The 22,087-nt window shown below is 62.3% G+C and carries 18 protein-coding genes; 2 read left to right on the top strand and 16 right to left on the bottom strand.

Going from position 1 to position 22,087, the window contains the following annotated elements; translation table 11 throughout:
- Positions 1 to 24: 24 nt before the first annotated feature.
- The 8 genes from E4631_RS00655 to E4631_RS00620 all read right to left on the bottom strand — a co-directional run bounded on the left by E4631_RS00655 (position 25) and on the right by E4631_RS00620 (position 8,454).
- Positions 25 to 1,263 carry a glycosyltransferase family 2 protein gene (locus E4631_RS00655; RefSeq protein ID WP_133658180.1) on the bottom strand — a complete coding sequence of 413 codons (1,239 nt, stop codon included), beginning with the start codon at positions 1,261 to 1,263 and terminating at the stop codon, positions 25 to 27.
- Between the two features lie 228 nt (positions 1,264 to 1,491).
- The gene (locus E4631_RS00650; protein ID WP_166648130.1) at positions 1,492 to 2,697 is read right to left on the bottom strand and encodes a BamA/TamA family outer membrane protein; all 1,206 of its coding nucleotides are present in this window, start codon (positions 2,695 to 2,697) and stop codon (positions 1,492 to 1,494) included.
- A 127-nt stretch (positions 2,698 to 2,824) separates the two neighbouring features.
- Positions 2,825 to 5,290: an outer membrane beta-barrel family protein gene (locus tag E4631_RS00645; RefSeq protein ID WP_133658178.1), complete on the bottom strand. Its 2,466-nt coding sequence runs from the start codon at positions 5,288 to 5,290 to the stop codon at positions 2,825 to 2,827.
- 229 nt (positions 5,291 to 5,519) lie between these two features.
- Positions 5,520 to 6,461: a geranylgeranylglycerol-phosphate geranylgeranyltransferase gene (locus tag E4631_RS00640; RefSeq protein ID WP_166648129.1), complete on the bottom strand. Its 942-nt coding sequence runs from the start codon at positions 6,459 to 6,461 to the stop codon at positions 5,520 to 5,522.
- Positions 6,462 to 6,597: 136 nt separating this feature from the next.
- Positions 6,598 to 6,792: a cold-shock protein gene (locus E4631_RS00635; RefSeq protein ID WP_068341057.1), complete on the bottom strand. Its 195-nt coding sequence runs from the start codon at positions 6,790 to 6,792 to the stop codon at positions 6,598 to 6,600.
- 107 nt (positions 6,793 to 6,899) lie between these two features.
- Entirely contained in the window at positions 6,900 to 7,136 is a 237-nt protein-coding gene (iscX, locus tag E4631_RS00630) for a Fe-S cluster assembly protein IscX (protein WP_133658176.1), read from the bottom strand.
- A gap of 108 nt (positions 7,137 to 7,244) precedes the next feature.
- Positions 7,245 to 7,577: a 2Fe-2S iron-sulfur cluster-binding protein gene (locus tag E4631_RS00625; RefSeq protein WP_240734561.1), complete on the bottom strand. Its 333-nt coding sequence runs from the start codon at positions 7,575 to 7,577 to the stop codon at positions 7,245 to 7,247.
- 58 nt (positions 7,578 to 7,635) lie between these two features.
- Positions 7,636 to 8,454: a DUF2520 domain-containing protein gene (locus E4631_RS00620; protein ID WP_133658174.1), complete on the bottom strand. Its 819-nt coding sequence runs from the start codon at positions 8,452 to 8,454 to the stop codon at positions 7,636 to 7,638.
- Between the two features lie 219 nt (positions 8,455 to 8,673).
- Here E4631_RS00620 and E4631_RS00615 point away from each other — a divergent pair, with 219 nt between their 5' ends.
- The gene (locus E4631_RS00615) at positions 8,674 to 11,433 is read left to right on the top strand and encodes a T9SS type A sorting domain-containing protein (protein WP_133658173.1); all 2,760 of its coding nucleotides are present in this window, start codon (positions 8,674 to 8,676) and stop codon (positions 11,431 to 11,433) included.
- Between the two features lie 125 nt (positions 11,434 to 11,558).
- Here E4631_RS00615 and ccsA read toward each other — a convergent pair whose 3' ends face one another.
- Positions 11,559 to 14,153: a cytochrome c biogenesis protein CcsA gene (gene ccsA / locus E4631_RS00610; RefSeq protein ID WP_133658172.1), complete on the bottom strand. Its 2,595-nt coding sequence runs from the start codon at positions 14,151 to 14,153 to the stop codon at positions 11,559 to 11,561.
- 125 nt (positions 14,154 to 14,278) lie between these two features.
- Here ccsA and E4631_RS00605 point away from each other — a divergent pair, with 125 nt between their 5' ends.
- A complete protein-coding gene (locus E4631_RS00605; protein WP_133658171.1) occupies positions 14,279 to 17,056 on the top strand; it encodes an ATP-binding protein in 2,778 nt (925 codons plus the stop codon).
- A gap of 23 nt (positions 17,057 to 17,079) precedes the next feature.
- Here the strand turns inward: E4631_RS00605 and E4631_RS00600 are convergent, their stop codons facing one another.
- The 7 genes from E4631_RS00600 to E4631_RS00570 all read right to left on the bottom strand — a co-directional run bounded on the left by E4631_RS00600 (position 17,080) and on the right by E4631_RS00570 (position 22,031).
- Entirely contained in the window at positions 17,080 to 17,844 is a 765-nt protein-coding gene (locus E4631_RS00600; RefSeq protein ID WP_133658170.1) for a LytTR family DNA-binding domain-containing protein, read from the bottom strand.
- 206 nt (positions 17,845 to 18,050) lie between these two features.
- Positions 18,051 to 19,103 (bottom strand): hypothetical protein, encoded by a 1,053-nt coding sequence (locus E4631_RS00595; protein ID WP_133658169.1) that lies wholly within the window; start codon positions 19,101 to 19,103, stop codon positions 18,051 to 18,053.
- Between the two features lie 134 nt (positions 19,104 to 19,237).
- Positions 19,238 to 19,678, bottom strand: a complete 441-nt coding sequence (locus E4631_RS00590; protein WP_133658168.1) for a cytochrome c maturation protein CcmE — start codon at positions 19,676 to 19,678, stop codon at positions 19,238 to 19,240.
- A gap of 19 nt (positions 19,679 to 19,697) precedes the next feature.
- The gene (locus E4631_RS00585; RefSeq protein WP_240734559.1) at positions 19,698 to 19,934 is read right to left on the bottom strand and encodes a CcmD family protein; all 237 of its coding nucleotides are present in this window, start codon (positions 19,932 to 19,934) and stop codon (positions 19,698 to 19,700) included.
- Complete coding sequence (locus E4631_RS00580; RefSeq protein ID WP_133658167.1) at positions 19,915 to 20,604, bottom strand: cytochrome c biogenesis protein; 690 nt, start codon at positions 20,602 to 20,604, stop codon at positions 19,915 to 19,917. Before E4631_RS00580 ends, E4631_RS00585 begins: the two co-directional genes overlap by 20 nt.
- Before the next feature lie 20 nt (positions 20,605 to 20,624).
- Positions 20,625 to 21,248 (bottom strand): methyltransferase domain-containing protein, encoded by a 624-nt coding sequence (locus E4631_RS00575; protein WP_133658166.1) that lies wholly within the window; start codon positions 21,246 to 21,248, stop codon positions 20,625 to 20,627.
- Between the two features lie 105 nt (positions 21,249 to 21,353).
- Positions 21,354 to 22,031 (bottom strand): heme exporter protein CcmB, encoded by a 678-nt coding sequence (locus tag E4631_RS00570; RefSeq protein ID WP_240734557.1) that lies wholly within the window; start codon positions 22,029 to 22,031, stop codon positions 21,354 to 21,356.
- Between the last annotated feature and the right edge of the window lie 56 nt (positions 22,032 to 22,087).

Raw genomic sequence — 22,087 nt, 5'->3', positions numbered from 1 at the left:
GACGTGCGGGCTCACAAATTTATTCTAGGCTCCCGCAACGCCCTCGCGCAGGTAGGTGCGCAGGTCGCGCAAGGCGCCGCTGAGCGGCACGGGCAGCACGGCGCCGCGCGTGGCCTCCACCCATTGCCAAAGCTGGCCGAAGGTGCGGGCCTGGCGCGCTTGCATTAGCAGGTCGCCGGTAGGCACTTCTACGGCGCGGGCTAGTCGTGCCAGCTCGGGGCCAGCAGCGTGGGCGCCTTGCTGCCACCAGGCGCGCAGGCGGTGGCGCGCGCGCCACACCCGCACCAACTCGTGTGGGCAGGGCACGTGCGGCTCGCGCTGTTGCGCGGTCAGGTTGGCCCACTCGCGCAACTGCCACGACAGGCCCACCTCCACGCGGCCACAGCGGCGGGCCGAGGTATACACCTGCACGTGCGGGCTGTGGCGCACCGGCAGGTCTTGCTGCAATAGTAATTGCCACAGCGCCTCATCTTCCAGAAAAGGAACCACCGGCAGCCCGCCTACCCGCCGATAGGCCCGCACTGTGAGGGCCAGGCTGGCGCCGTAATGCTGGTGGTGGCTGGGCCAGCGGTCGGCCGTGCAGGGGTCAATCTGGTCTTCGAGCTGGCGGAGCAGCACCCGGTAGGCCGCATCGCTCAGCTGGGTGCGCCGCACGGGGCAGCGCTCGGTAGTGGCAGCAGTTTGGGTAAGAATGCGGCCGCCCACGGCCTCGGCGCCCAACTCTATTTCGTGTAGGGTAGCGGCCAGCCAGGTGGAGGCCACCAGCGTGTCAGCATCGGTGCTCAGCAATACGCCCGTAGGCCCGATGGTGGCTTCGAGGCGCTGGGCGGCTTCGTCGAGCAGCAGGCGGCGCGCCCGGCCCACGTGGGCCTGGGGGTGGGGTAGCTGCACTTCGGCCACGTGCAACACTAGGTTGGGGTGTCGGCGAGCGGCCTGGCGCACGGTAGCCGCCGTGCGGTCGAGGCAATTATTAGCCAGCACCAGTACTTCTATCATGCCAGTTGGCAGGGCCTGCCCGCTGAGGGTAGTCTGAGCGGCCAATGCTGCCAGCGTGGCCGGCAGGTTGGTGGCCTCATCCTTGGCCGGAATAATGACGCAGGCTTGCAGCGCCGCGCACGGGGCAGGCAGCTGGCGGTGCAGCGTCCGTTCAAGTTGGCGTAAGAGCTGCTCTTCGGTTGGAGGGTGAGGCAGCAGGGCCGGCGGAGCGGTGGCCATCGCTTCACGCGTGGCGTGAAAGCGGGCTGGCGTGGCAAGTTGGTCCATAGTGAAACCAGTGTACGCCCGAGTGCGCGCAAGGATGAGGCTTCGCACACTTTTTTTTTGCTATTGCCTAGCTAAACCAACAGACAATGCTGCTATCCTTCAATTTAAGTTACTGATTAATAAATTTTTATTTTCAGCAAATGTTTAGCTAATATTATTAGTCAAAAAGCAGAAAGCCGCGCCATCCGGTTGGATGGCGCGGCTTTCTGCCAACAGCGGCGAGCGGGCTTAGAAAGCCTCGCCGATGGCGAAGTAAAAGCCAGGGTCGGTGCCGAATGCGTAGTCGAAGCGCAGGTTCACCCGGTCGCGGCGGATAAAGTTGAAGCGCACGCCAGCGCCGCCGGCTGCGTGCAGGCCATCGAGCGTGTAGTCTTTGAGGTTGTAGCCTACCTGGCCCGCGCCAATGAAAGCCGCCCCATCGAGGCGCCAAAACAAGTGCTGGCGTAGCTCGGCCTGGGCACTCACCAGCTGCCGGTCGCGGAAGCGCTGCTCGTAAATGCCGCGCATAATATTCGCGTTGTCGTAGAGCGTGCCGCCCAGGTTGGCCCCGATGCCGGCCAGCCCGTACCACGGCACATTGCCCGAGTGAAACTGCCCCAGAAACTGCAGCGCTAGGATAGTCTTATCGCTGAAGATGCGCTGGTAGTGGCGGGCGTCAACCTGATAGCGCACGAAGTTGTAGTCGGAGCCCACAAAGCCGCCGTTGAACATCACCTGCAAATCGAGCAGGTTGCCTTTGGAGGCAGCCAGAGCCACGTCGCGGCTGTCTAGGGTATACACCGGGCCAATGCCCGAGAGGCTGAAATTGAGGCGCTGGCGCTGGTCGAGGCGCGGGTCTTGGTAGAAGTAGTTTTGCGTGGCCGTATTCGTTGGCGGAATTGCATCGCCGTCGTCATTTATGCGGCCCTGCGCCTGGCTCAGGTTATAGACCCTCGACAGGCGGTATTGCAGGCCCAGAAACTGATTGCGGGCAATGCTTTTCTGAACGCGCTGGTTGATGATAAACAGCTGAAAATCCAGGAACGAGCGATGGTCGTTTGTTACCGCCGGCGCGTCGTTGCCGATGCCGAAGTAGTAGAGCCGGTTCTTATACGAGCTGATTTCGCCGTTCAGGTAGTACTTCTCGCCGGGCGAGTAGATGGTGTGCACAAACTGTATGAGCGACTGGCTTTTCTGGGTGGTCCAGAACTGCACGCGGGCGTTGGAGGCACGCGTGAGCGTGTCGGTGCCCAACCGGCCACTCAGCAAGCCGCCCAGGCCGTAGCCAGCGCCGGTTTCCTGCTGATAAAACAGCACGGGCACGGGCAAAATGGTAATGCGCTTGGGTGTCTTGGGAGGCTTTACCGCCAAAGGCGGGTCGCCGGGCGGGGTTTGGGCCGAAGCGCCAAGGGCAATGGTAAGTAACCCAGCTAATAGTAGCGGAAAAATGCGCATAAAAACAATAAAGTGGAGGCGTATGGGCCCCTCAACGGAAAACAGGGGTAGGCGGTTGACTGAGCAGCGCCCCATTATCCGCAAGCTACTATCTAACAGTAAGATACTCGCTACACGCAGCATTCATCTACTGGCCGGCGGCGGCGCGGCGCAGCTCCTCATCGGCCCCGGCAGCGCGCTTGCGGGCAGCGGCCACCTTGGTATTGCCAAAGCGGTAGGTGAAAGCGATGGTGCCCACCCGCGAGTCGGTGCGCGCCAGGAAGTACTCACTAAAATTGATGTAGTTGGACGTGACGCGCTGGGGTGTGGTATAAAATATATCGCTCACGTTCAGACGTAGGGTGCCTTGCTTGTTCCAAAGGCTTTTCTGGATGCCCGCCGCTACCTGCCCCTGCGCCCGCAACAGCTGAAAGCCGCCCACCTGCCGCGAATCATACCCGCCATTTACGTCGGCCGACCAGCCGTAGGGTAGGATAAAGGTATTGTTGAGCGTGAGGCTGCCGGCAAACTGGCCCCGGTCGAGGAAGGTATTTTCCAGGCTGCCCACGTAGCGGTTGTAATAAAATAACCCATTGGCGTACAGCGTCCACCACTTGGCTATTTGCACTGGGGCGGTGAGGGTGAGGGTGTAGAAATGGCGGGTGGTTAGGTTTACATCCTGGTTTACCACTACCCGGTTGCCATCGGGCGAAAGCAACACGGCATGCTCGATAGGCTGGTCGGTGCGCGAATACGCCAGCGCCGTGCTGAATTTTTGCTTGTACGTGTGCGTCAACTCAAAATTGTAGCTGGTGCTGGCTACCAGATTGGGGTTGCCGGCGATGTACGACGTCGCATCGAGGTAGGCGCGCAAGGGGTTGAGCTGCCCATAGCTGGGCCGGTCGATGCGGCGCGCCACGGCCAGGGCCAGCGCGTGCTGCGGCCCCAGCGGGCGCTGCACCAATACACTGGGAAACAACTGAATATAATGTCGCTCACGGCTGCTACCCCCCAGCGTTTCGGCCAAGGTGTTGGTTTGCTCAGCGCGCAGGCCAGCTTGCAGTGTGGTGCCGGCCCGCGCCCCCGACAGCGTAGCGTAGGCGGCACTCACGTTTTCGTGGTACTGGAACTGGCTGGAAATGTCGGGGTTAACGGTACTCACGCCGTTTTCCGTGTTTACGAATACCACATTGTTGTCCGACACGATGCGCGTTACCTTCACCCCGGCATCGAGCCGCGTGCGGTGGGGTAGCGGCTGGCTGTAATCAGCTTTCAACGCCCCGATATCGAGATTGCTGCGCTGGTCGCCGCTTAGCAGCATAACGGGTGCGACAGGAGTATCGGCATAGACGTACAGCTGCAGCAGGCGGGTGGTGTTGTAGCGGGCGTAGTCGGCGTCGAAGGTCAGCGAGCTGGCCCCGGCCGAGTCAGCAAAGGTGTGGCGCAGGTTCAGGTTGGCGCTGCCGTTGGGCCGCTTGATGTCTTGGTCGGCCAGGGAAGTGTAGTGGCTGGCAGGCTGGCGGCTGGCGTCAAGGAATTGAATATCTGCGTTGGTAGCAGAGGTAGTCTGGCTGGCCAGCGCACTCACCGACACGCCCAGGAGCGTGCGCTTGCTGAGGGTGAGGTCGAAGCCCGTTTTGCCACTGTGCGAGCGCAGCTGGGTAATGCGCTCGTTGGCCACCTGGCTGCTGCTGGCGGGCTGTTGCCCCATGGCTCCATACTGCCGGTCAAAGTCAATCCGCAAAAAATTCCAGCGGTCGATGTAGGCGTAGTTGCCGTAGATATTGAGGTTTTTGCGGCGATAATTCAGCGCCAGGCCACCCAGAAACTTGCCGTATTCGCCGCGGCCATAGCTGGCATTAACGCTGCCGTTGGTGCCGAGACGCTGGTCTTTCTTAAGGAAAATAGCGATGACGCCAGCCCCGCCCTGGGCATCATAGCTGGCGGGGGGGTTGGTAATCAGCTCCATACGCTCCACCTGCTCGGCGGGCAGTGCGCGCAGGTAGTCGGCCAGCTCCGTCCCGGTCAGCGGCACCCGCTTGCCATCAATAACTACTAGCAGGCCCTGGCGGCCCCGTAGGCCCAGGCTGCCAGACCCATCGGTGGAGATACCCGGTGCGCGGCCCAGCACGTCGAAGGTAGTGGCCCCGGCCGAGAGCGGGCTGTCGGCCACGTTCACCACCGTGCGGTCTACCTGGTGCTCAAACAGTGGCTTGCGGCCGGTCACGGTTACATTTTTGAGCGTAGTAGCCTGGTTGGTCACCAGCGGCACTGTGCCCAGCGCCAGCCCGGCCACCGGCAGCACAAAAGCCGGGCTCCAGTACCGCTTATAGCCCACCTGCGCCACCGACACGAGGTAGCGCTGCCCGGCCAGTGCCTCCAGCCGAAAGCTGCCTGCCGCGTCGCTAAACTCTGTTTTAACCACTACTGAGTCGGTAGCGTGGTGCAGCGTTACGGTGGCCAGCTCCAGGACTGTGCCGGCCGCGTCCGCCACGCGGCCGCTCACGGGCGCGCGCTGGGCCAGGCTGGCAAGCGGCGCGCCCAGCAACCACATGCTCAACAATAACAGCCAGCTAACCCTTCTATTCAACTGCACCGGGACAAAACCAGGCATATATAGCAACCAAAAATTAACTTGTAGCGAGGAACACTATCAAAGGGAGTCTATGACTTTTACCTAAGTAATTGGTATAATCCTTTTATTATAACGTAAAGGTGCGGAATGCGTGCCGATAAACCAAACATCGTCAAGCACTACCCCCGCTTTTTCGCGGGCCGATAAGTCATGCCAATAGTATTTTGCGTAGCCTAAAGCCCCAGCCCCCAGCGGACGGCGAGGGGCGCTACACCAGCAGCATGCTCAGTACCCCAGCCAGCATAATGCCCTTGCACCACGCGCTGAGCTGGCGAAAGTGGCGGCGGCGGTCGGCGCGCAGCAGCAGGCCAGCCAGCCAGCCCATTGGCAGTAACACCAGCCCCAGCAGCCAGGCGGCCAGCGGCCAGCGGCCCCAGGCCAGCAATTGCCCGGCCACGCCCAGCACCAGCACGCCCAGGCACAGCAGAAAGAACCCGGCCACCCACTTGCTGCGCACTACCCCCCACACCAGCGGCAGGGTGTAGCAGCCGTGCTGGGCATCGCCGCGCATGTCCTCCAGGTCCTTCACTATTTCGCGCACCGCCGTGAGCAGGAAAGCCGCTAAGGCGTAGAGCCACACGGCCTTGAGCCGGCCCTCGGGGGTAGCAAGCGGCAGCAGGGCGGGCAGCAGAATGAGGGCACCCGTGAGGGTAGCAATGCTGACGTTGCCCACCAGCGGCAGGCGCTTGAAGCGCGCCGAGTAGCCCCACAGCAGCAGGGCCGCACCCACCGTAACGGCCCCCAGGCGCCACGACAGGGCTGTGGCCAGCACCACCCCTACCCCACTCAGCACCACGTGGGCCAGCATGGCGTGGCGGCGGCGCAGCAGCCGCCCCACCACCAGCCGGGCGGGCCGGTTGATGGCGTCAATCTTGACGTCGTAATAGTCGTTGATAATGTAGCCGGCCGCTGCTACCAGCAGCGCCGCCAGCACCAGCAGCCCAAACCGCGGGGCCAGCAGCACCGTGCTCAGCGGCTGCCCCGGCATCAGCAGCACCCGCACCAGCACCAGGCTCAGTAGCATAATGGCCAGATTGGGCCAGCGCACCAGCCCCGGCAAAGCCCGCGCCAGCCGGCTGGCCTGGCCAGCGCCGGCGGGCAGCAGCTCATCGGCGTCGCCGGCAGGCGGCCCGGTAGTAGGCACAGGCATAGGGGCAACAGGCATAGTGGGAGCACGAAAAGCCGAAGATACGGCCCGCCCGCCCGCCCTACCCCCCAACGAAAAGCCCCCACCGGCAACCGAAGGGGGCTCTTGAACAAAAGCAGTGTTTAGCTGCTCAGTTGGCTCATACGCGCCTTACGTTCACGGCATTTACGCCCTTGCGGCCTTCCTGCGTTTCGAACTCTACGCGGTCGTTCTGCTGAATCTGGCCGCCGTTGAGGCCCGTGATGTGTACGAAGAAATCCTCTTTCGTATTGTCGTCAGTGATGAAACCAAAACCTTTGGCTTCATTGAAAAATTTTACTGTCCCAGTTTTCATGGTGGTTGGCAAAGAAAAAAAAAGAGGCTGCCACTCACGTGGCAAAAAGAACTGGTGCCTTTAATGCCAGTGAGTTGGTTGTACGTAAACTGGACAAGCGGGGTTGGCTACTGGTGGTCGCGCCACTCGTATACCCACTTGGCTTGAATCTGCTCGAGGTGACCTTCGTTGGCTTGCTCGCGAGTGCCCTCAAAGTTAGGCAGCTCCAGCACCCATTCAATCAATTCGGTGAAGCGAATGCGGTAAATTTTAGCTTCCGCGAAATCATCGCCAAATTTTTCGTACAGCGCGATGGCTACGTCTTCGTGGTCGGCCCACTGAATGGGCGGCTCGTAGTGAGTCATGGTAGTGAGTTAGGAGTTAAAAGTTATGAGTTATGAGTTGGTAGCTATGAAGATGAATGTGGCAACTTTGCCGACTCCTAACTCCTAGCTTTTCACTCATAACTTCCTCTAGTGGCCTAGGAAGTTCTGGGGCGGCAAGGTGACTACTACCTTCAGCGCCTCGTTGGGCAGCACGCACTGGCAGGCCAGGCGCGAGCTGATGCGCGGGTTAATAGCCCGGTCAATGAAGTCCTCTTCCTTTTCGGAAATGTCGGGTAGCTCGTCGCCTCCCTGGTCAATGTATATGTGGCAAGTGCTGCACCCGCACACACCACCGCAGTTGTGCTGCAGCTGAATGCCGTTGTTGAGCGCTACGTCAAGCACCGACTCACCACTGGCGGCCACGTGCGTTTGGTCGGGCTGGCCGTCCTGAAACTGAAAAATTATAGTGGAGGGAGTCAAAATAGAAATGCCCGGTGGGCTTGATGCAAAGTACAAAGTTAAGGCCCACGCCGCGGCATTACTCACCCGCCGCCGCCGCTGCCTGAATGCTGGCCGTGAGCCCGGCGTAGAGGGCCTGCCAGGCCGGGTGCGCCGCCAGGGCCGCCGCGTGGGCCGCCAGCGTGGGCGCATCGTGGCGCACGGCCGGCCCCGTTTGCACCCCAAATGCCGAGGGCTGGGCGGCCAGGGCTTTGGCCACGGTTTCGTGCACCAGCGGGTGCAGCAGCTCGAAGGGCAGGCCGGCTTCGGCCAGCACGGCCTGGGCCACGCCCAGCAGGTGATTGGTGAAGTTGCTGGCCCACACGGCCCCCAGGTGCAGCCGCAGCCGCTGGGCCGAGTCGAGCAAGGCCACGCGCTGGCTGAGGCAGTGGGCCAGCGCCAGTAGCCGGGCCTCCGCAGCCGGGGTGGTGGCCTCCACAAACAGCGGCACCGCGGCCCAGTCGATGGCGCGGCCGGGGCTGAAGGTCTGGAGGGGATACAGCACCCCGCCCCCTACCCCCCCCGGCAGGCCCAGGCTGGCCAGCGGCAGCGCCCCGGCCACGTGCGCCACCACGGCCCCGGCTGGCCAGGCACCGGCGGCGGCCAGGGCCGGCACCGCCGCATCGGGCACGGCCAGCAGGTAAATATCGGCGGGTGGCGGGTCGGCCAAGGCCTCGGCGAGGGGTAGGGCCGAGCAGCCGGGCAGCGTGGCAGCCAGCGCCTGGGCCGGGCCGGCGGCCCGGCTGGCTACAAACACCACCGGGCAGCCCGCCGCCGACAGCGCCGGAGCCAGCGCGGCGGCTACCCGCCCAGCCCCAAACAAGCCGATGCGTACCGTTGAGTTGCTACTTTCTTTCATAAAACACTGTAAAGTAGGGCCCAGCGCCGCCACTGGCGCCTTTTTGGTCCGCACCGGGCCTTAGTAGGCAGGAAGTTGAGCTGGATATGCCGAAAAGGTGGCATATTGTAGACAGAACCAAGACCAATCAGTTTTTTTCATAGAAAAGCCACTGCGCACGGGTAATATTCGCTTTTCCTATTTTCAGCCTATTTGTTTCATCTTTTCTCTTTTTCGATAATGAACAACACTTACTCTCGGGCGCGCGCCTGGAGCCAGCGGCTGCGACGGCTGGGCTTGGTGGCGCTGCTGCTGGGCGGCACTGCGGTGGCGCGGGCACAGGTCTTGAACTACACGACGCCCTCGGCCACCACCGCAGCGGGCATCTACACCGACCTGGGCACTGCGGGCACGGCCATTGCCACGGCCAATACGGACGATGCCAACTCGGCGGCGCAGAATATTGGCTTCACGTTCTCGTTTAATGGCAGCAGCTTCACGCAGTTTGTCTTCAACACCAATGGCCTGATTCGCCTGGGCAGCGCGCCGCCCTCGTCGGCGGCGATGTACTATGACAACTCGGGCCAGGTTGGGGTAGACCCGCTGGCCAGCACCAATGCGGCCAATGTGAACCTGCTGATGCCTTTCAACCTCGATTTGGTGCCGGGCACCGGAGCCGTTGACTACCGCCTATTGACCAGCGGCACGGCGCCAAACCGGGTATGTACCATTCAGTGGCGCAACGTGGCCGACAAGGCAGGGGTAGGGAAGGATATTGCTAACCCCACGCAGTACGCCAATTTCAGCTTTCAGCTGAAGCTGTATGAAACGACTAACACCATTGAGTTTGTGTATGGCAAGGCCACGGCCGGTAGCGGGGCGGCGGGCATCCGCTTTGCGAACGTGGGCCTGAAAGGTTCGGGGCTGGCTAATGGGCAGCTGCTGCTGGGCCTGAAAAATTATGCTTCTGCCTGGAACGCCACTACTTTTCAGAATACCAACTACACCACCAACGCGCACGACATTACTAAAGGCGTGTTGCCCGATGCCGGGCGCACCTACCGCTTCGTGCCGGCGCTGCCCACCGACGTGGCCCTCACAGCCATTTATACGCTGGGCGAGCTTGCTACCCCCACGGCCCTACCCCACGCGGTGCAGGCGGTAGTGACCAATACCGGCTACCAGGCGCTCACCGGCGTGGCGGTGGCCCTGCGCGTAACCGGCGTCAATACCTTTACCGACAACCAGACCGTGGCCTCGCTGGCGCCGGGCGCTTCGACCACGGTGACCTTTGCGGCCTACCCCGCCACGCTGAACACGGGCACAAACAGCCTCACCGCCACGGCCACCGTAGCCGGCGACGGCAACGCGGCCAACAACACGGCCACCTACGGCCAGCTGGTGACGACCAATCGGCTGTCGTACATCGACCCAAGCAACAACCAGTTTTACTACTCCGACGTGGACAGCGCGGCGGCGGGCGGCGTGCAGGCCGTCAAGTTCACCTTGCCGAAGCCTACTACCCTCACCAACGCCGTAGTATCGCTGGCGGGCCTGGCCAGCAATGTGACGCAACCCATTACGTATAAAATACTCGTGTACGATGCCAGCGGCACCAACGGCACGCCGGGCAACGTGCTCTATACCTCGCCCAACCAGACGCGGCCCGCTACGCAGGGGGGAGTTTCGGTAAGCTTGGGCGGCTTGCAGCTACCGGCGGGCTCCTTCTACGTGGGCATGCAGGAAACCAGCACCGGCGGGGCGGGCCTGCTGTTGCAGATAGAAGAGCCGCCGCGCACCAAAACCTTCTACCTTTCTCTTGCCGGGGGCGCCCCCTGGTACGATTTGAGCGACTACGACATCCCTTACCGCTACGCCATTGAGGTGCAGCTGGGGGCGGCCCCGGCCTGCGACCCGCCCACGGCCGTGGCGGCCACCGGCATCACTACGACCACGGCTACCGTCAGCTTTACGGCGGCGGCCGGCAACAGTGGCTACCAGGTAGTGTATGGCCCGGCGGGCTTCAACCCCAGCGCGAGCGGCACTACCGTCACGGCCACTACCTCGCCCGTGACACTGACGGGCCTCAGCCCGGCCACTACCTACAACGTATATGTGCGCAGCAACTGCACCGGCGGGGGCAACAGCCTGTTTACGGCGGTGGCCACTTTCATCACGGCCTGCGATGCCACGGCGCCCATCACGGCCTTTCCCTACAGCCAGAATTTTGATACGGTACCGGCCGGCCAGGCGCTGCCCTGCGGCATTACCATTCTTGATGCAAACACGGATGGCGCTACTTGGGCCATCACGAAGGCTACCTCCAGCTCCAGCCCCAACGCTCTGCGCTACACCAGCGCCCTGGCCAACAGCCAGGCGGCCAACGACTGGTTTTTCACGCCAGCATTGGTTACCTTGGCCACTATGCGCTACCAGGTGGCCTTCCGCTACCGGGGCGAGGGCATCGCGGGCAGCGCCTCCAGCTACACCGAAAAGCTGGAAGTGAAGGCGGGCGCCTCGGCCACTCCGGCCGGCCAGACTACTACGCTCTATACCAACAACAACATTACCAATACGGGCTACGTGCTGGCCGACGGGGCCGCTACCCCCGCCGTAGCGGTGCTAACCGGCGGCGGTACCCAGTACGTGGGATTCCACGTCATCAGCGCGGCGGGCCAGGGCAACTTGTATATCGACGACCTGACCATCACGGCCGCCACCGTGACGGCCACTACCTCGGCGGCGCTGCTCCAAGCCGTGACGGTATTTCCCAACCCTTCGACCACGGGTTTATTTGACCTCGAAATTCACGGCGCAAACGCCAAGGGCGTGCTGGGCGTGCAGGTAACCAATCTGCTGGGCCAAGTGGTGTACACGGGCACGGCACGCGACAACTTCACCAATCCGCTTAACCTGAGCGGCTTGGCCCCCGGCCTCTATCACCTGCAAGTGCGCAACGGCGAGGAAACCATGACCCGTCAGCTGGCCATTGTAAAGTAGGCTCCGCATAATTCACTAAAAAAGGCCGCCCAATTGGGCGGCCTTTTTTAGTAACGCAAACTTTTCAGTTTGTGCGCGAGCGTAGCGAGTAGGGTCGTTCCCATCGCCCGGTACTGCTCGTTGCACTAAGCCACGGCCTGCGGGCGTACTGCACCGGCGCGGCCGGTGTTGCGGGGGGTAGGCGCGGGTGCTTCAGCACGAGTAGCGCGGCGCTGGCGCATACTCAGCACCAGGCCAAAGCCCATGAGCAGCGTGCCACCCCAGAGCAGGTTGATAAAGGGCTTTTCGGTGGCTTTGAGGATAATATAGTCCTTGCCGGTGGTGGCGATGGCGAAAGTAAACTTGCCCTTCACCGGGTCAATCTGGTCGAGGGTGAGCTTGAGGCCCAGGTCTTCAATGATTTCGGGTACGTGGCCCACCTCGCGGTCGCGCAGCAAAAACACGGGGTGCGCGTGGTACTGGCGGCCCTTCTCGCCGGTGATAATCATGTCGGCTTGCAGGGCAATGTCGCCGGGCAGCAGCTTAATGCCCGGTACCTCGTGCGCCTGCTCAATGGCCCGGAACACGGCGAAGTAGTCGTTCAGAAACAGCGTATCGCCCACGCTCAGCTCGTGCGGGATGGCGGCGCTCCACGGAATCTCCTTGCGCGGGTCGGGCACTGAGGAGATGTGCGAGTAGATGTCATGGTCCCAGAAACGCTGCAAGGCCGGTGAAGCCAGTAGGCCGCCCATCTCCTCATTGACCTGGGCGCGGGGATAGAGCGTGAATTGCTGGCCCGTCTTTTTGTCCTTGTACTCCACGCGATAATACGTGTTTTCGGGCCGGATGGTGAGCGTATCGCCGGTATGGTAATACGTCTGGTCCTCACCCTTGATTTCGGCGCGGGCCACGGCCTTATACTCGTCGTCGGTGCGGTAGAGCAGGGTGGTATTGATATAGTCGGGCACGCCGGGCACTTCGAGGTACTGGCCGGTGTAGGTCACGTCGTAGCCGTTCATAGCACCGGTTTCGTTGCGCCACAGCAGCACGTTCTCCTCGTTGTCTTTGTCGTTCATATCGCGCGAGATGAGCTTGCCGCTCACGTTGCGCGAGATGGTATTGGAATAACCCGCCGAGCCCAGAATGCCAAGCAGCATGAGGGCAATGCCCAAGTGAGCCACCGCCCCGCCCGAGAGCGCCACCTTGCGCCGCCACAGCCCAAACAGGGTGCTGGCGTTGGTCAGAATGCCGAACAAGCCCGCCAGCAGCAGCGCCACGTAGGGCCCCGACATAGCATGGCCGAAGTAGCGCGTGAGCAGCACCACTAGCGCCGTGCCCAGCAGGGCTAGCATGGTGGGGGTTGCAAGCGCCTCCACCACGGTGTGCTTATCGTTGCGCTGCCACCACATCACCTGCCCAATGCCTGACAGGAAGCCGATGAGCACGCCCGTCCACAGCTGAATGCGGGTGTAGTGCTGAATCTGGTCGGCGGGCAAGGCCAGGTTCGACTTGATGCCGATGAAGCCTAGGAAGGCATTATACACCGGAATGCTGGTGGTAGCCACCACTTGGAACGCCGCCAGGCACAGCACCGTGGCGCCCACAAAAACCCATAGCTCGGGGCTGTAGGCCGTCAATTCTTTTTCCGAAATCGGAATGGATTTCCAGCGGTAGGCCAGCAGCGCGATGGCGCCCACGGCGAAGAACGCCAGGTAAATAATGAGTTGGCCCGACAGGCCCAGGTCCGTAAACGAGTGCACCGAGGCGTTGCCCAGCACGCCGCTGCGGGTGAGAAACGTGGCGTAGAGGATGAGCACAAACGTGGCCACTACCAGCGCGTAGGCCGTGCGCAGGCCGGTGCGCCGCCGCTGCCACAGCACCATGCCGTGCAGGGCCGCAATGAGCACCAGCCAAGGAATAAATACGGCATTTTCCACCGGGTCCCAGTTCCAGAAGCCGCCGAAGTTCAGGGTTTCGTAGGCCCAGTAGGCGCCCATCATGATGCCCACGCCCAGCACCGCGCCGCCCAGGGCGGTCCAGGGGAGGGCGGGCTTTACCCAGGTCGTCAACTCCTTTTTCCAGAGGCCCGCCATGGCAAATGCAAACGGCACCAGCGTGAGGGCAAAGCCCAGGAAGAGGGTAGGCGGGTGAATCACCATCCAGTAGTTCTGGAGCAGCGCGTTGAGGCCCATGCCGTCCTTGGGCACGAAGTCGGGCTGGGTTTTCCACACCGGCAGGTCCACCAGGAAGTCGCGCAGCAGCATGAAGGGCGACGAGCCAATCTTCACGCCAGCCACTACCACGCCCAGAATCATGCTCACCAGGAAGGTTTGCACCGTGGCAAATATGGCCAGCACGGGCGCTTCCCATTGCTTATTAAACTTCATGATACCCAGGCCGATAACCACGTGCCAGAATATCCAGAGCAGAAAGCTGCCCTCCTGAGCCTCCCAGAAGCAGGAAATCATGTACTGCACCGGCAGGTGGTTGCTGGAGTGCGACCAAGCGTAGTAGTACTCGTAGCGGTGCAGGTAGATGATGTTGAACAAACAGCCCACTACCAGCAGCACCGCCGCGCCGTGCGCGAAAAACGCGCCCCGCGCCAGCCGCAGCCAGCTGGCATCAGCCTGGCCCAGCGCCCGGCCGCGGGCCGCCTGAAAGTAGCCGTAAGCAGCCACCGCCGCCGCCACGAAGGCCACGATAACGCTGGCCTGACCGAGGTTTCCGATAAATAAATTCACGAGCTAACTGTTTTTTTGGCAAAGGTACCGCCTAGCGGGCGGGTAGGGGTAGCAAACAAGCAACCGTTTACGACCAAGTGGCCGGCTTTTTGTTTACCTTCAAGGCCGGTTAGTTTCTACACTCCATGCCCACTTCCGGTTCCCTATCCTTTGCAGCTACCGAGCCTTCGCTGGCTTCTACTCCCGGCCGCCTGGCTGCGCTGGAGCAGGAGCTACGCCAGGCCCGCGCCGAAGCGGCCCAGGCGCGCCAGCATCTTACGGCGCTCACAGGTAACCTGAACGAGGGCATGATACTGGTTGGGGCCAACCACCAAGTGGTGCTGATTAACGACCAGGCCGGCCAGCTCTTCAACCTGCCGCAGCCAGCCAGCCAGTGGGTAGGCCGCTCGCTCATAGAGCTGATAGCGCGGGCCCGCGAGTGCATGGCCGACCCCGCTGCCTATGATGCCGAAAACACGCAGGCTATGACGTGCGACGCTGGCAAGGGCCTGCTGCGGCTGGCCGACGGCCGCCTGCTGGAGCGCGACGTGCGCGCCGTGCAGCTAGGCACAGAAGCCGGCTGGCTGCTAAGCTACCGCGACCTGACGGCCCAGCACCGGGCCCTGGCCCAGCTCGACGCCCAGCGCACCTTCTACGAAACGCTACTCGACGAGGTGCCGGTAGAGATTGTGGTGCTTGATGAGCAGCGCCACTATCTGTATGCCAACCCCCAGGCCGTGCCCGACCCAGCCCACCGCGCCTGGCTGCTGGGCCGCACCCTGGAGGAGTACTGCCAGCGCTTCGGCTTTCCGATGGAGCTGGCCCAGCAGCGCGACCGCATGTTTGAGCTGGCGAAGGTGAGCACCGAGCCCGTTTTTTGGGATGACTGCACGCCCACAGCCGACGGGCCAGTGTATCATCAGCGCCACTTCACCTTGCTTTCGGGGGCGGCGCCGGGGCAACCCTACATGCTGGGCTGCGGCCTCGACGTGACGGCCCGCGTGCAGGCTGAGGAGCGCAGCCAGCGCAGCGAGCTGGCCCGGCGCGAGCACCAGGAGTTTATGCAGCACATGCTCAACACCGGCCCCAACCCGGTGTATGTGCGCGATGCAGATGGCGCCCTCATCTTTGGCAACCAGGCGCAGCTACAGCTGGAAGAAGAAGCTAGGCAGTTGCCCGCCAGTGAGGCCGTGCGACTGCGCAAAAAGTGCGAGGCCGCCAAGCAAGCCGCCGTGAATGCCCAGGTGCTGACGACAAACGAGGAAGTGCAGGCCGAAGAAGCATGCACCCTGCCCACGGGGGAGCAGCGCTGGTTTTATAGCGTGAAGCGCCCCCTGGTGCGGCCCGATGGCGCGGTGCAGGTGCTGAGCGTGAGCACCGACATCACGGCCCTGAAGGCGGCCAAGCTAGCGGCCGAAGAGGCCGTGCAGGCCCGCGAAAACTTCCTGGCCATTATGAGCCACGAGATTCGCACGCCCATGAGCGGCGTGCTGGGCATGGCGGCCTTGCTGGCCAAAACTGCCCTCAGTACGCAGCAGCAGGAGTTTGTGCGCTCCATTCGCAGCTCGGGCACCCACTTGCTGGGCGTGCTGAACGACGTGCTCGACGTGTCGAAGATTCAGGCCGGTAAGCTAGCCCTGGAGCGCACCATGTTTCACCTGCACGAGGCGGTGCAGCAGGCCGTGGCGCCGCTGGCCCTGGAGGCGCAGGACAAAGGCCTGGGCTTCGTTATCGAGCCCTTCACCAGCCCCGATGAGCCGTGGGTGCTCAGCGACCCGTTTCGGCTCAACCAGGTGCTGCTCAACCTGCTCAGCAACGCTATTAAGTTTACCACCAGCGGGCGCATCTGCCTGCGCAGCTACCTGGTGGCCGATACCGAGGCCGAATTGCACGTGCGCTTCGAGGTAGAGGACTCGGGAGTGGGCATCGAAGCCGACGCGCTGGGTCGCATCTTCGAAAGCTTTACCCAGGCCCATGCCGACACCAGCCGGCGCTACGGCGGCACGGGCCTGGGCCTGAGCATCAGCCGGGCGCTGGTGACGCAGCTGGGCGGCGAGCTGGCCGTCACCAGCACTCTGGGCAAGGGCAGCACGTTCTCGTTTTCGCTGCCGCTTACGCGCACTACGGCGCCCCCCCCTACCCCCCTGCTGGCCACCGATAGCGGGCTGCTGGCGGACTGCCGGGCACTACTGGCCGAGGACAACCCCGTGAACCGCACCGTGGCGCGCCTGCACTTGCTGCAGTGGGGCATGCTGGTAGATGAAGCTGAGGATGGCCCCACGGCCTGGCACCTACTCGAACAGCATGCTTACGACATCGTGCTCATGGACATTCAGATGCCCGGCATGAGTGGGCTGGACGTGACCCGGCACCTGCGCCAGCACCCCGACCCCGTGCGAGCTGCCACGCCCGTTCTGGCCCTCACGGCCAACGCATTCCGCCAGGAGAATGAGCAGTACCTGGCCGCTGGCCTCGACGACTACCTGGCCAAGCCTTTTGCCGAAGAGCAGCTGTATGCCAAGCTGGTGGCGCTGCTGCGCCGGCCGGCCGCGCCGGCTCTTACCCCCCTTTACAACCTCAGCCACCTGCGGCAGGAGGCGCGTGGCAACCGGGCCTTCGTGGCGGGCATGGTGCAGTCATTCTTAAAGCACACGCCGCCCAACCTGGAGCGCCTGCGCGCCGCCGCCGCCGCTCACGACTGGGCTACCGTGGCCGAGCTGGTGCACCACATCAAGCCCAATCTTATTACCCTGAACATAGCGGGCGCCCTGGCCCCGGTGCATACCCTGGAAAAGGCCCCCGTGCAGCTACCCGCCCCCGACGCCCCCCTGCGCCAGACGGCCGTGGCCCAGCTGCTGGCCGCCGTGGAGGCCACCCTGCGCGAGCTGCCCGCCGAGCTGGCCAAGCAGCAAGCGGCTAAGTAAACCAAGCGGCAAGTAGCGCGGCGCTAGATGCCCCGCAACCGGCGAAAAAAGGATTCCTGATAAGCTTTGGCTACCGGAATGGTATGGCCACCAGGTAGTTGCAGCTGGTTATCTTCTACGGCCTCAATGCACTGGGTGTTCACCATGTAGGAGCGGTGCACCCGCATGAAGTGCGCAAAGGGCAGCTTCTCTTCCAGGGTTTTGAGCGTGGCGTAGAGGATATGCTTGTGCTTGGGCGTTACTAGCACCGAGTACATGGACATGGCCTCGATGTAGAGCACCTCATCGAAGTTGACGCGGGTGAGGCGGTTATTTATTTTCAGAAACAGGCTGTTGCCATCGGCGTTGAACATGGGCGCGGCGTCGGGGGCCGCGGGGGGGGGTAGGGCCACGCGCTTGCTTCGAATGCGGTCAACGGTACGAATGAAGCGGGCGTAGTCGAGCGGCTTCACCAAGTAGTCAGCCACTTGCAGCTCGAAGGCATCAACGGCGTAGTCGCGGTGCGACGTCACGAGCACTACCTCGGGCAGCGGCTCGGGCAGAATGCGTACCAGGTCCAGGCCCGTGAGCTTGGGCATATTGATATCGAGCAGCAGAATGTCGGCGGTGCCGCCGGTGCGGAAGTAGTTCAGGCAGGCTACCCCATCGGCAAACGCCCCAGCCAGCTCCAGCCCTTCGGTGATGTCAACGTAGTGTTCCAGCATCAGTCGGCTCATCTCATTATCGTCCACCACCACGCAGGCCAGCGGAGATAAGGGAGTTTCAGGAGTAGGAGTAGCAGTAATCATAGAAGAATAGAGAAAAGAAACCCAATAGCATTCAAAACAGCCTGAAAGATAGTCGCTAAACTCATAGCGCTACCGCGCCTAGCCTGAAGTCTGCAAGCTATCAGCAAGCCGCCGAGCGAACTTTATTTTCCGCTTAACCCCCTTACTACCAACTCCAACTACCCAAAGTTATAAGCCAGGAAAATTCGTAGTCCCTACCCGGCTACTTACTGCCCGGCGGCCAGGGGTAGCAGCAGGTGCTCGGTATAGGCGGCCCCGCGCGGCGGGTAGCAGGTAATAGCCACCGCCACTTGCCGCAGGCCCGCGTTGAGCCAGGGCTGGGCATACAGGCGCCCTTGGCTGGGGGTAGTCACGGTTAGCGGCAGCCGGCGCAGCACCTGCCCGGTTTCGGGGTTGCTGATAACGATGGCCAGCTGCGCCCGGCGGGGGTAGCGCGCCAGCGGCAAGGTCAGGAAGACCTCGCCCACGGCCACCGCCCCCGGCATGAGGGGCCGCAGCTGGCTATACGCCAGCCACTGCTGCCGCAGCAGCGTGGGCGGGCCGTCGGTGGGCTCGCCCACGGCCACTATCTGGTAGAGGTACTGGCCAGGGCCGGGCAGGGTATCGGTGAGGGTGTAGGCGGCGCGGCGCTGGCCGTAGGTATTGATAGCCAGCGGCTCGCGCCGGATCTCGCGGGCCCGAAACTCGTGCACCTCACGGCGCAGCACCCGGCAGGAGCGGGCGGCGGCCAGCGAATCGGGCACCTGCCAGCTCAGGGTTACTACCCGGCTCCTGGCAGGCAGGCTTTGCGGCACGGCGGGCGCGGGCACCACCGGCAGCCCACGCGCCTGCCCACTCACTTGCAGTGTAAAAGTGCAGTAGTCCTTGAGGTAACCATCCACATCAAGCAGGTAGGACTGACCGGCTCGCAGGCTGGGCAGCGGCACAAACAGGTCGTCTTGCGTGCCGAGCGAGGTGCATGATAGAATGCGGTACGTGGCCGGCTGGCAGGGCGTGCCCGTGAGCACTACTAGCTGCACGCCGCGCACGTCGCGGCAGCGCTGCCCGCCAATATTCACGTAGTACGTGCCTGCCACCGCCGGCCGAAACTCAAACCACTGGTCGTTGTGGTACTCGATGCACTTGCCGGTGAGGCGCTCATCTACGCAGCTGCGCTGCACCGTGCAGCCCACGGTGCTGGAGGTGATGGTTTCGTCGGTGCGCAGCACCCGGCGGTTTTCGATGTTGTCGTTGGGTGCCTGGGCGTGGGCTATTGTCACACTTAGAATAAAAAAGAACGTCATGCTGAGCTTGCCGAAGCATCTCGCTCGAATCGTTAGGTCATTAAATCCAACGATGCGGCAGAGATGCTTCGGCAAGCTCAGCATGACGTTCTTTTTTACCTTATAACCAATTAATTATTCATGGCCGTAGCGGGCGGGCCGGTTTTGCCCAGGTCTTTCTCCACATACTTGCTGGGGCACTTGGTCAGAATCTGGTCGGCTTCAAACACGCCGTTGTGCATGGCGCCCACGATTACTACCTGCTCCGACTTGTCGAGGTCCTGGGGCTTGGGGTTGCGGTATACTACGCGCTGGGCCACGTGCAGGGTATCCATCATCGTGAAGGCGAAGTAGTTGGGGTTCACCATCGGGTCGTATTCCAGGCCCACGGGGCGCTTTTCGGCGTCGCGGGGCAGGGTGCCCACTACGTGCACTTTGGCCGGGTTGCCGGAGGCAGCCTGCTGCCGGGCAATGGCAAAGGTCGAATACGTGCTGGCATCCGACATGGTGCTGATGATGATACCGACCGCAGCCGCAATAATCACCAGGATAAAAATGTGTGACTTTTTCATAACGCTCCTATAAAGTTACCTACCGTTCCTCCAACTCGCGCTCCAGGCGGCTCACCTTGCCGTCGAGGCGCACCAGGTAGGCCAGCAAGCCACTGAGAATGATGACAATGACGAGCACTACCACGTAGATTTTACCGCTGGCGCGCAGGGCGTCGGCCATCTCGGGCTGGTCGGTGGCTACGGCGTTGGTTTGGGCCAGGGCCGCGCCGGCCAGTAGCAGCAGGGCGCAGGTGCGGCTAAGCAAGTTGTTTTTCATTGGGCTGATTTTCATAAAGCTTTTCTTTCACAAAGGCCAGGCGGCAGGCCACTTCCGTAATCCAGACACCGAGTAGCGTCCAGCCAATAACGGCGGGGTAGAACACCATCCGCATGGCGCTGTCGAGGTCGTACTTGCTGAAGCCAGGGTTGCCGCCCATGCCGGGGTGCAGCGATGCCGACGCCAGCCGCGGCATGATAAACAAGAGCGGAATGAGCGCCGCAAACGCAAAAATATTGTAGATGGCCGAAAGCCGTGCCCGCTGCTGCTCGTCATTCACCGCGCCGCGCAGCACCAGGTAGGCCGCGTAGATGAGCATGGTTACGGCCGCGCCGTTGAGCTTCACGTCGGTCGTCCACCAGGTGCCCCAGGTGTAGCGCGCCCACAGGCTGCCGGTCATCAGGCCCAGCACGCCCAGCAGAATACCCGTTTTGGCCGACTCGTGGGCCAGGATGTCGAGGCGCGGACTCGGGTTACGCAGGTAGCGAATCGAGTTTATCACCGAGGCCAGCAGAATGATGGTCATCCCGAACCACATCGGCACGTGGAAGTACAGGTTGCGCTCCGTTTCGTTGAGGATGGCCAGGCGCGGCACGTGGCCCAGCAAGCCCATCACAGCAGTGTAGAGCAGCAGCCCAATGGTCAGGTATTTCCACCACTTCATACTAATTGTGAGTTATGAGTTATGAATTAGGAGTTGTCCGGCACTTTGCCGACCAACCCAAACAGCGGGTCGCCGCCTTTGGGCTGGTGCGCAAAAACTTCCACGGGGCCAAAGCCGGCCGCCTCGAAGTAATGCTGCACCAGGCGCACGTGGCCCATGTCGTCGAGCGCTTGCCAGGCAAAAATGGCTTTGTCGGGAAAGCAGCGGTTGGAGAACGTAACTACCAGCGGCGCGCCTGGCCGCAACACCGCATATACTGATTGAAATACCTGCACCGGCTGGGTGAGATATTGCACTGAAACGCAGATAACAGCAGCGTCAAAAAAATCGTCAGGATAAGGTAGTTCCGGTTGCTCGTTGAGGTCTTGCACCAAGCGCTCAGTGAGGCGCGGGTTGTGGGCCAGCTCGGTCTTATTCAGGCCCAGGCCGGCTACGCGGGGGTAGGCAACCTCGGCGGGCAGGTGGCTAACCCAGCTGCTCATCAAATCCAGAATGGCCCCGCCAGCGGGCAAAAACTGCCGGTAGAGCTGCGTCACGGCCGCCACCGCGCCAGGGTCGATGTGCGTCACCAGCCGCTCGAAGCGGTAGAAATCGCCATCAGGCGTTTCGTCGTGGCGGGCAAACGCCTGGGGCGGAAGGTCAATTAACATTTAACAGTTACCAATTATCATTTAACAACTTACTAATCAGCAGTTATACAATCAGCAACCTTTGAAAAGCTGCTAACTGACAATTGCTCACTGCTAATTGAAAAACTAGCTGCGCCACAGGAAAGGGAACAACAGATAAGACACCGCGCCCACGATAAAGTTCAGTGCCACCAGCGTAATCACGGCACTCTGGCTGGCATCCCAGGGCAGGCCGTCGAGGGCATTTTTGCTCACCTTCACCAGCAGCAGCAGCACGGGCACCAGCACCGGCAGGCCCAGCACGGCCAGCAGCGTGCCGCCCCCACCCTGCCCCGCCCGTGCCGCAATGCCCGCCACCAACGTCAAGGACGAGGCCAGGCTTACGGCGCCCAGCCCGATGCTCAGGGCATAGGTAGGCCAGTCCTGCACCGGGTTGCCGAGCAGCAAGGTATATAGCAGCAGCCCCGGAATGGCCAAGGCCAACAGCAGCAGCGCATTATAGATAATCTTGGCCAGCACCACGGCCTCGGGACGCGCCACGGTGTAGTAGTACAGCCGCAGGCCGGCCGACTCCTGGGCCAGCCCGCGCCCGGCTGCGCCCAGCGCCGCAAACAGCAAAATCACCCAAAACAAGGCGTTCCAGGCCGGGGCCGGCGGCGCGCCCCCGCGGAAGCTGAAGCTGAGGTAGCTTACGTACACCGTGCCGCCCATGTAGAGTAGCAGCCCGCCCAGCGCGCTACGCTGCCGCCACTCCAGGCGCAGGTCTTTTAATAGCAACAGCCAGATTTCAGCGGGTAGCGACACGGCTGCAAAGGTACGATGGGCAACGGAAGGGCCCGTAAACGAAAGAACGTCATGCT

It is taken from the genome of Hymenobacter sp. UV11, from assembly GCF_004684095.1.
Lineage (GTDB): Bacteria > Bacteroidota > Bacteroidia > Cytophagales > Hymenobacteraceae > Hymenobacter.
The sequence above is the reverse complement of the archived record's forward strand: the minus strand, read 5'-3'. Positions and strand labels throughout refer to the sequence as shown.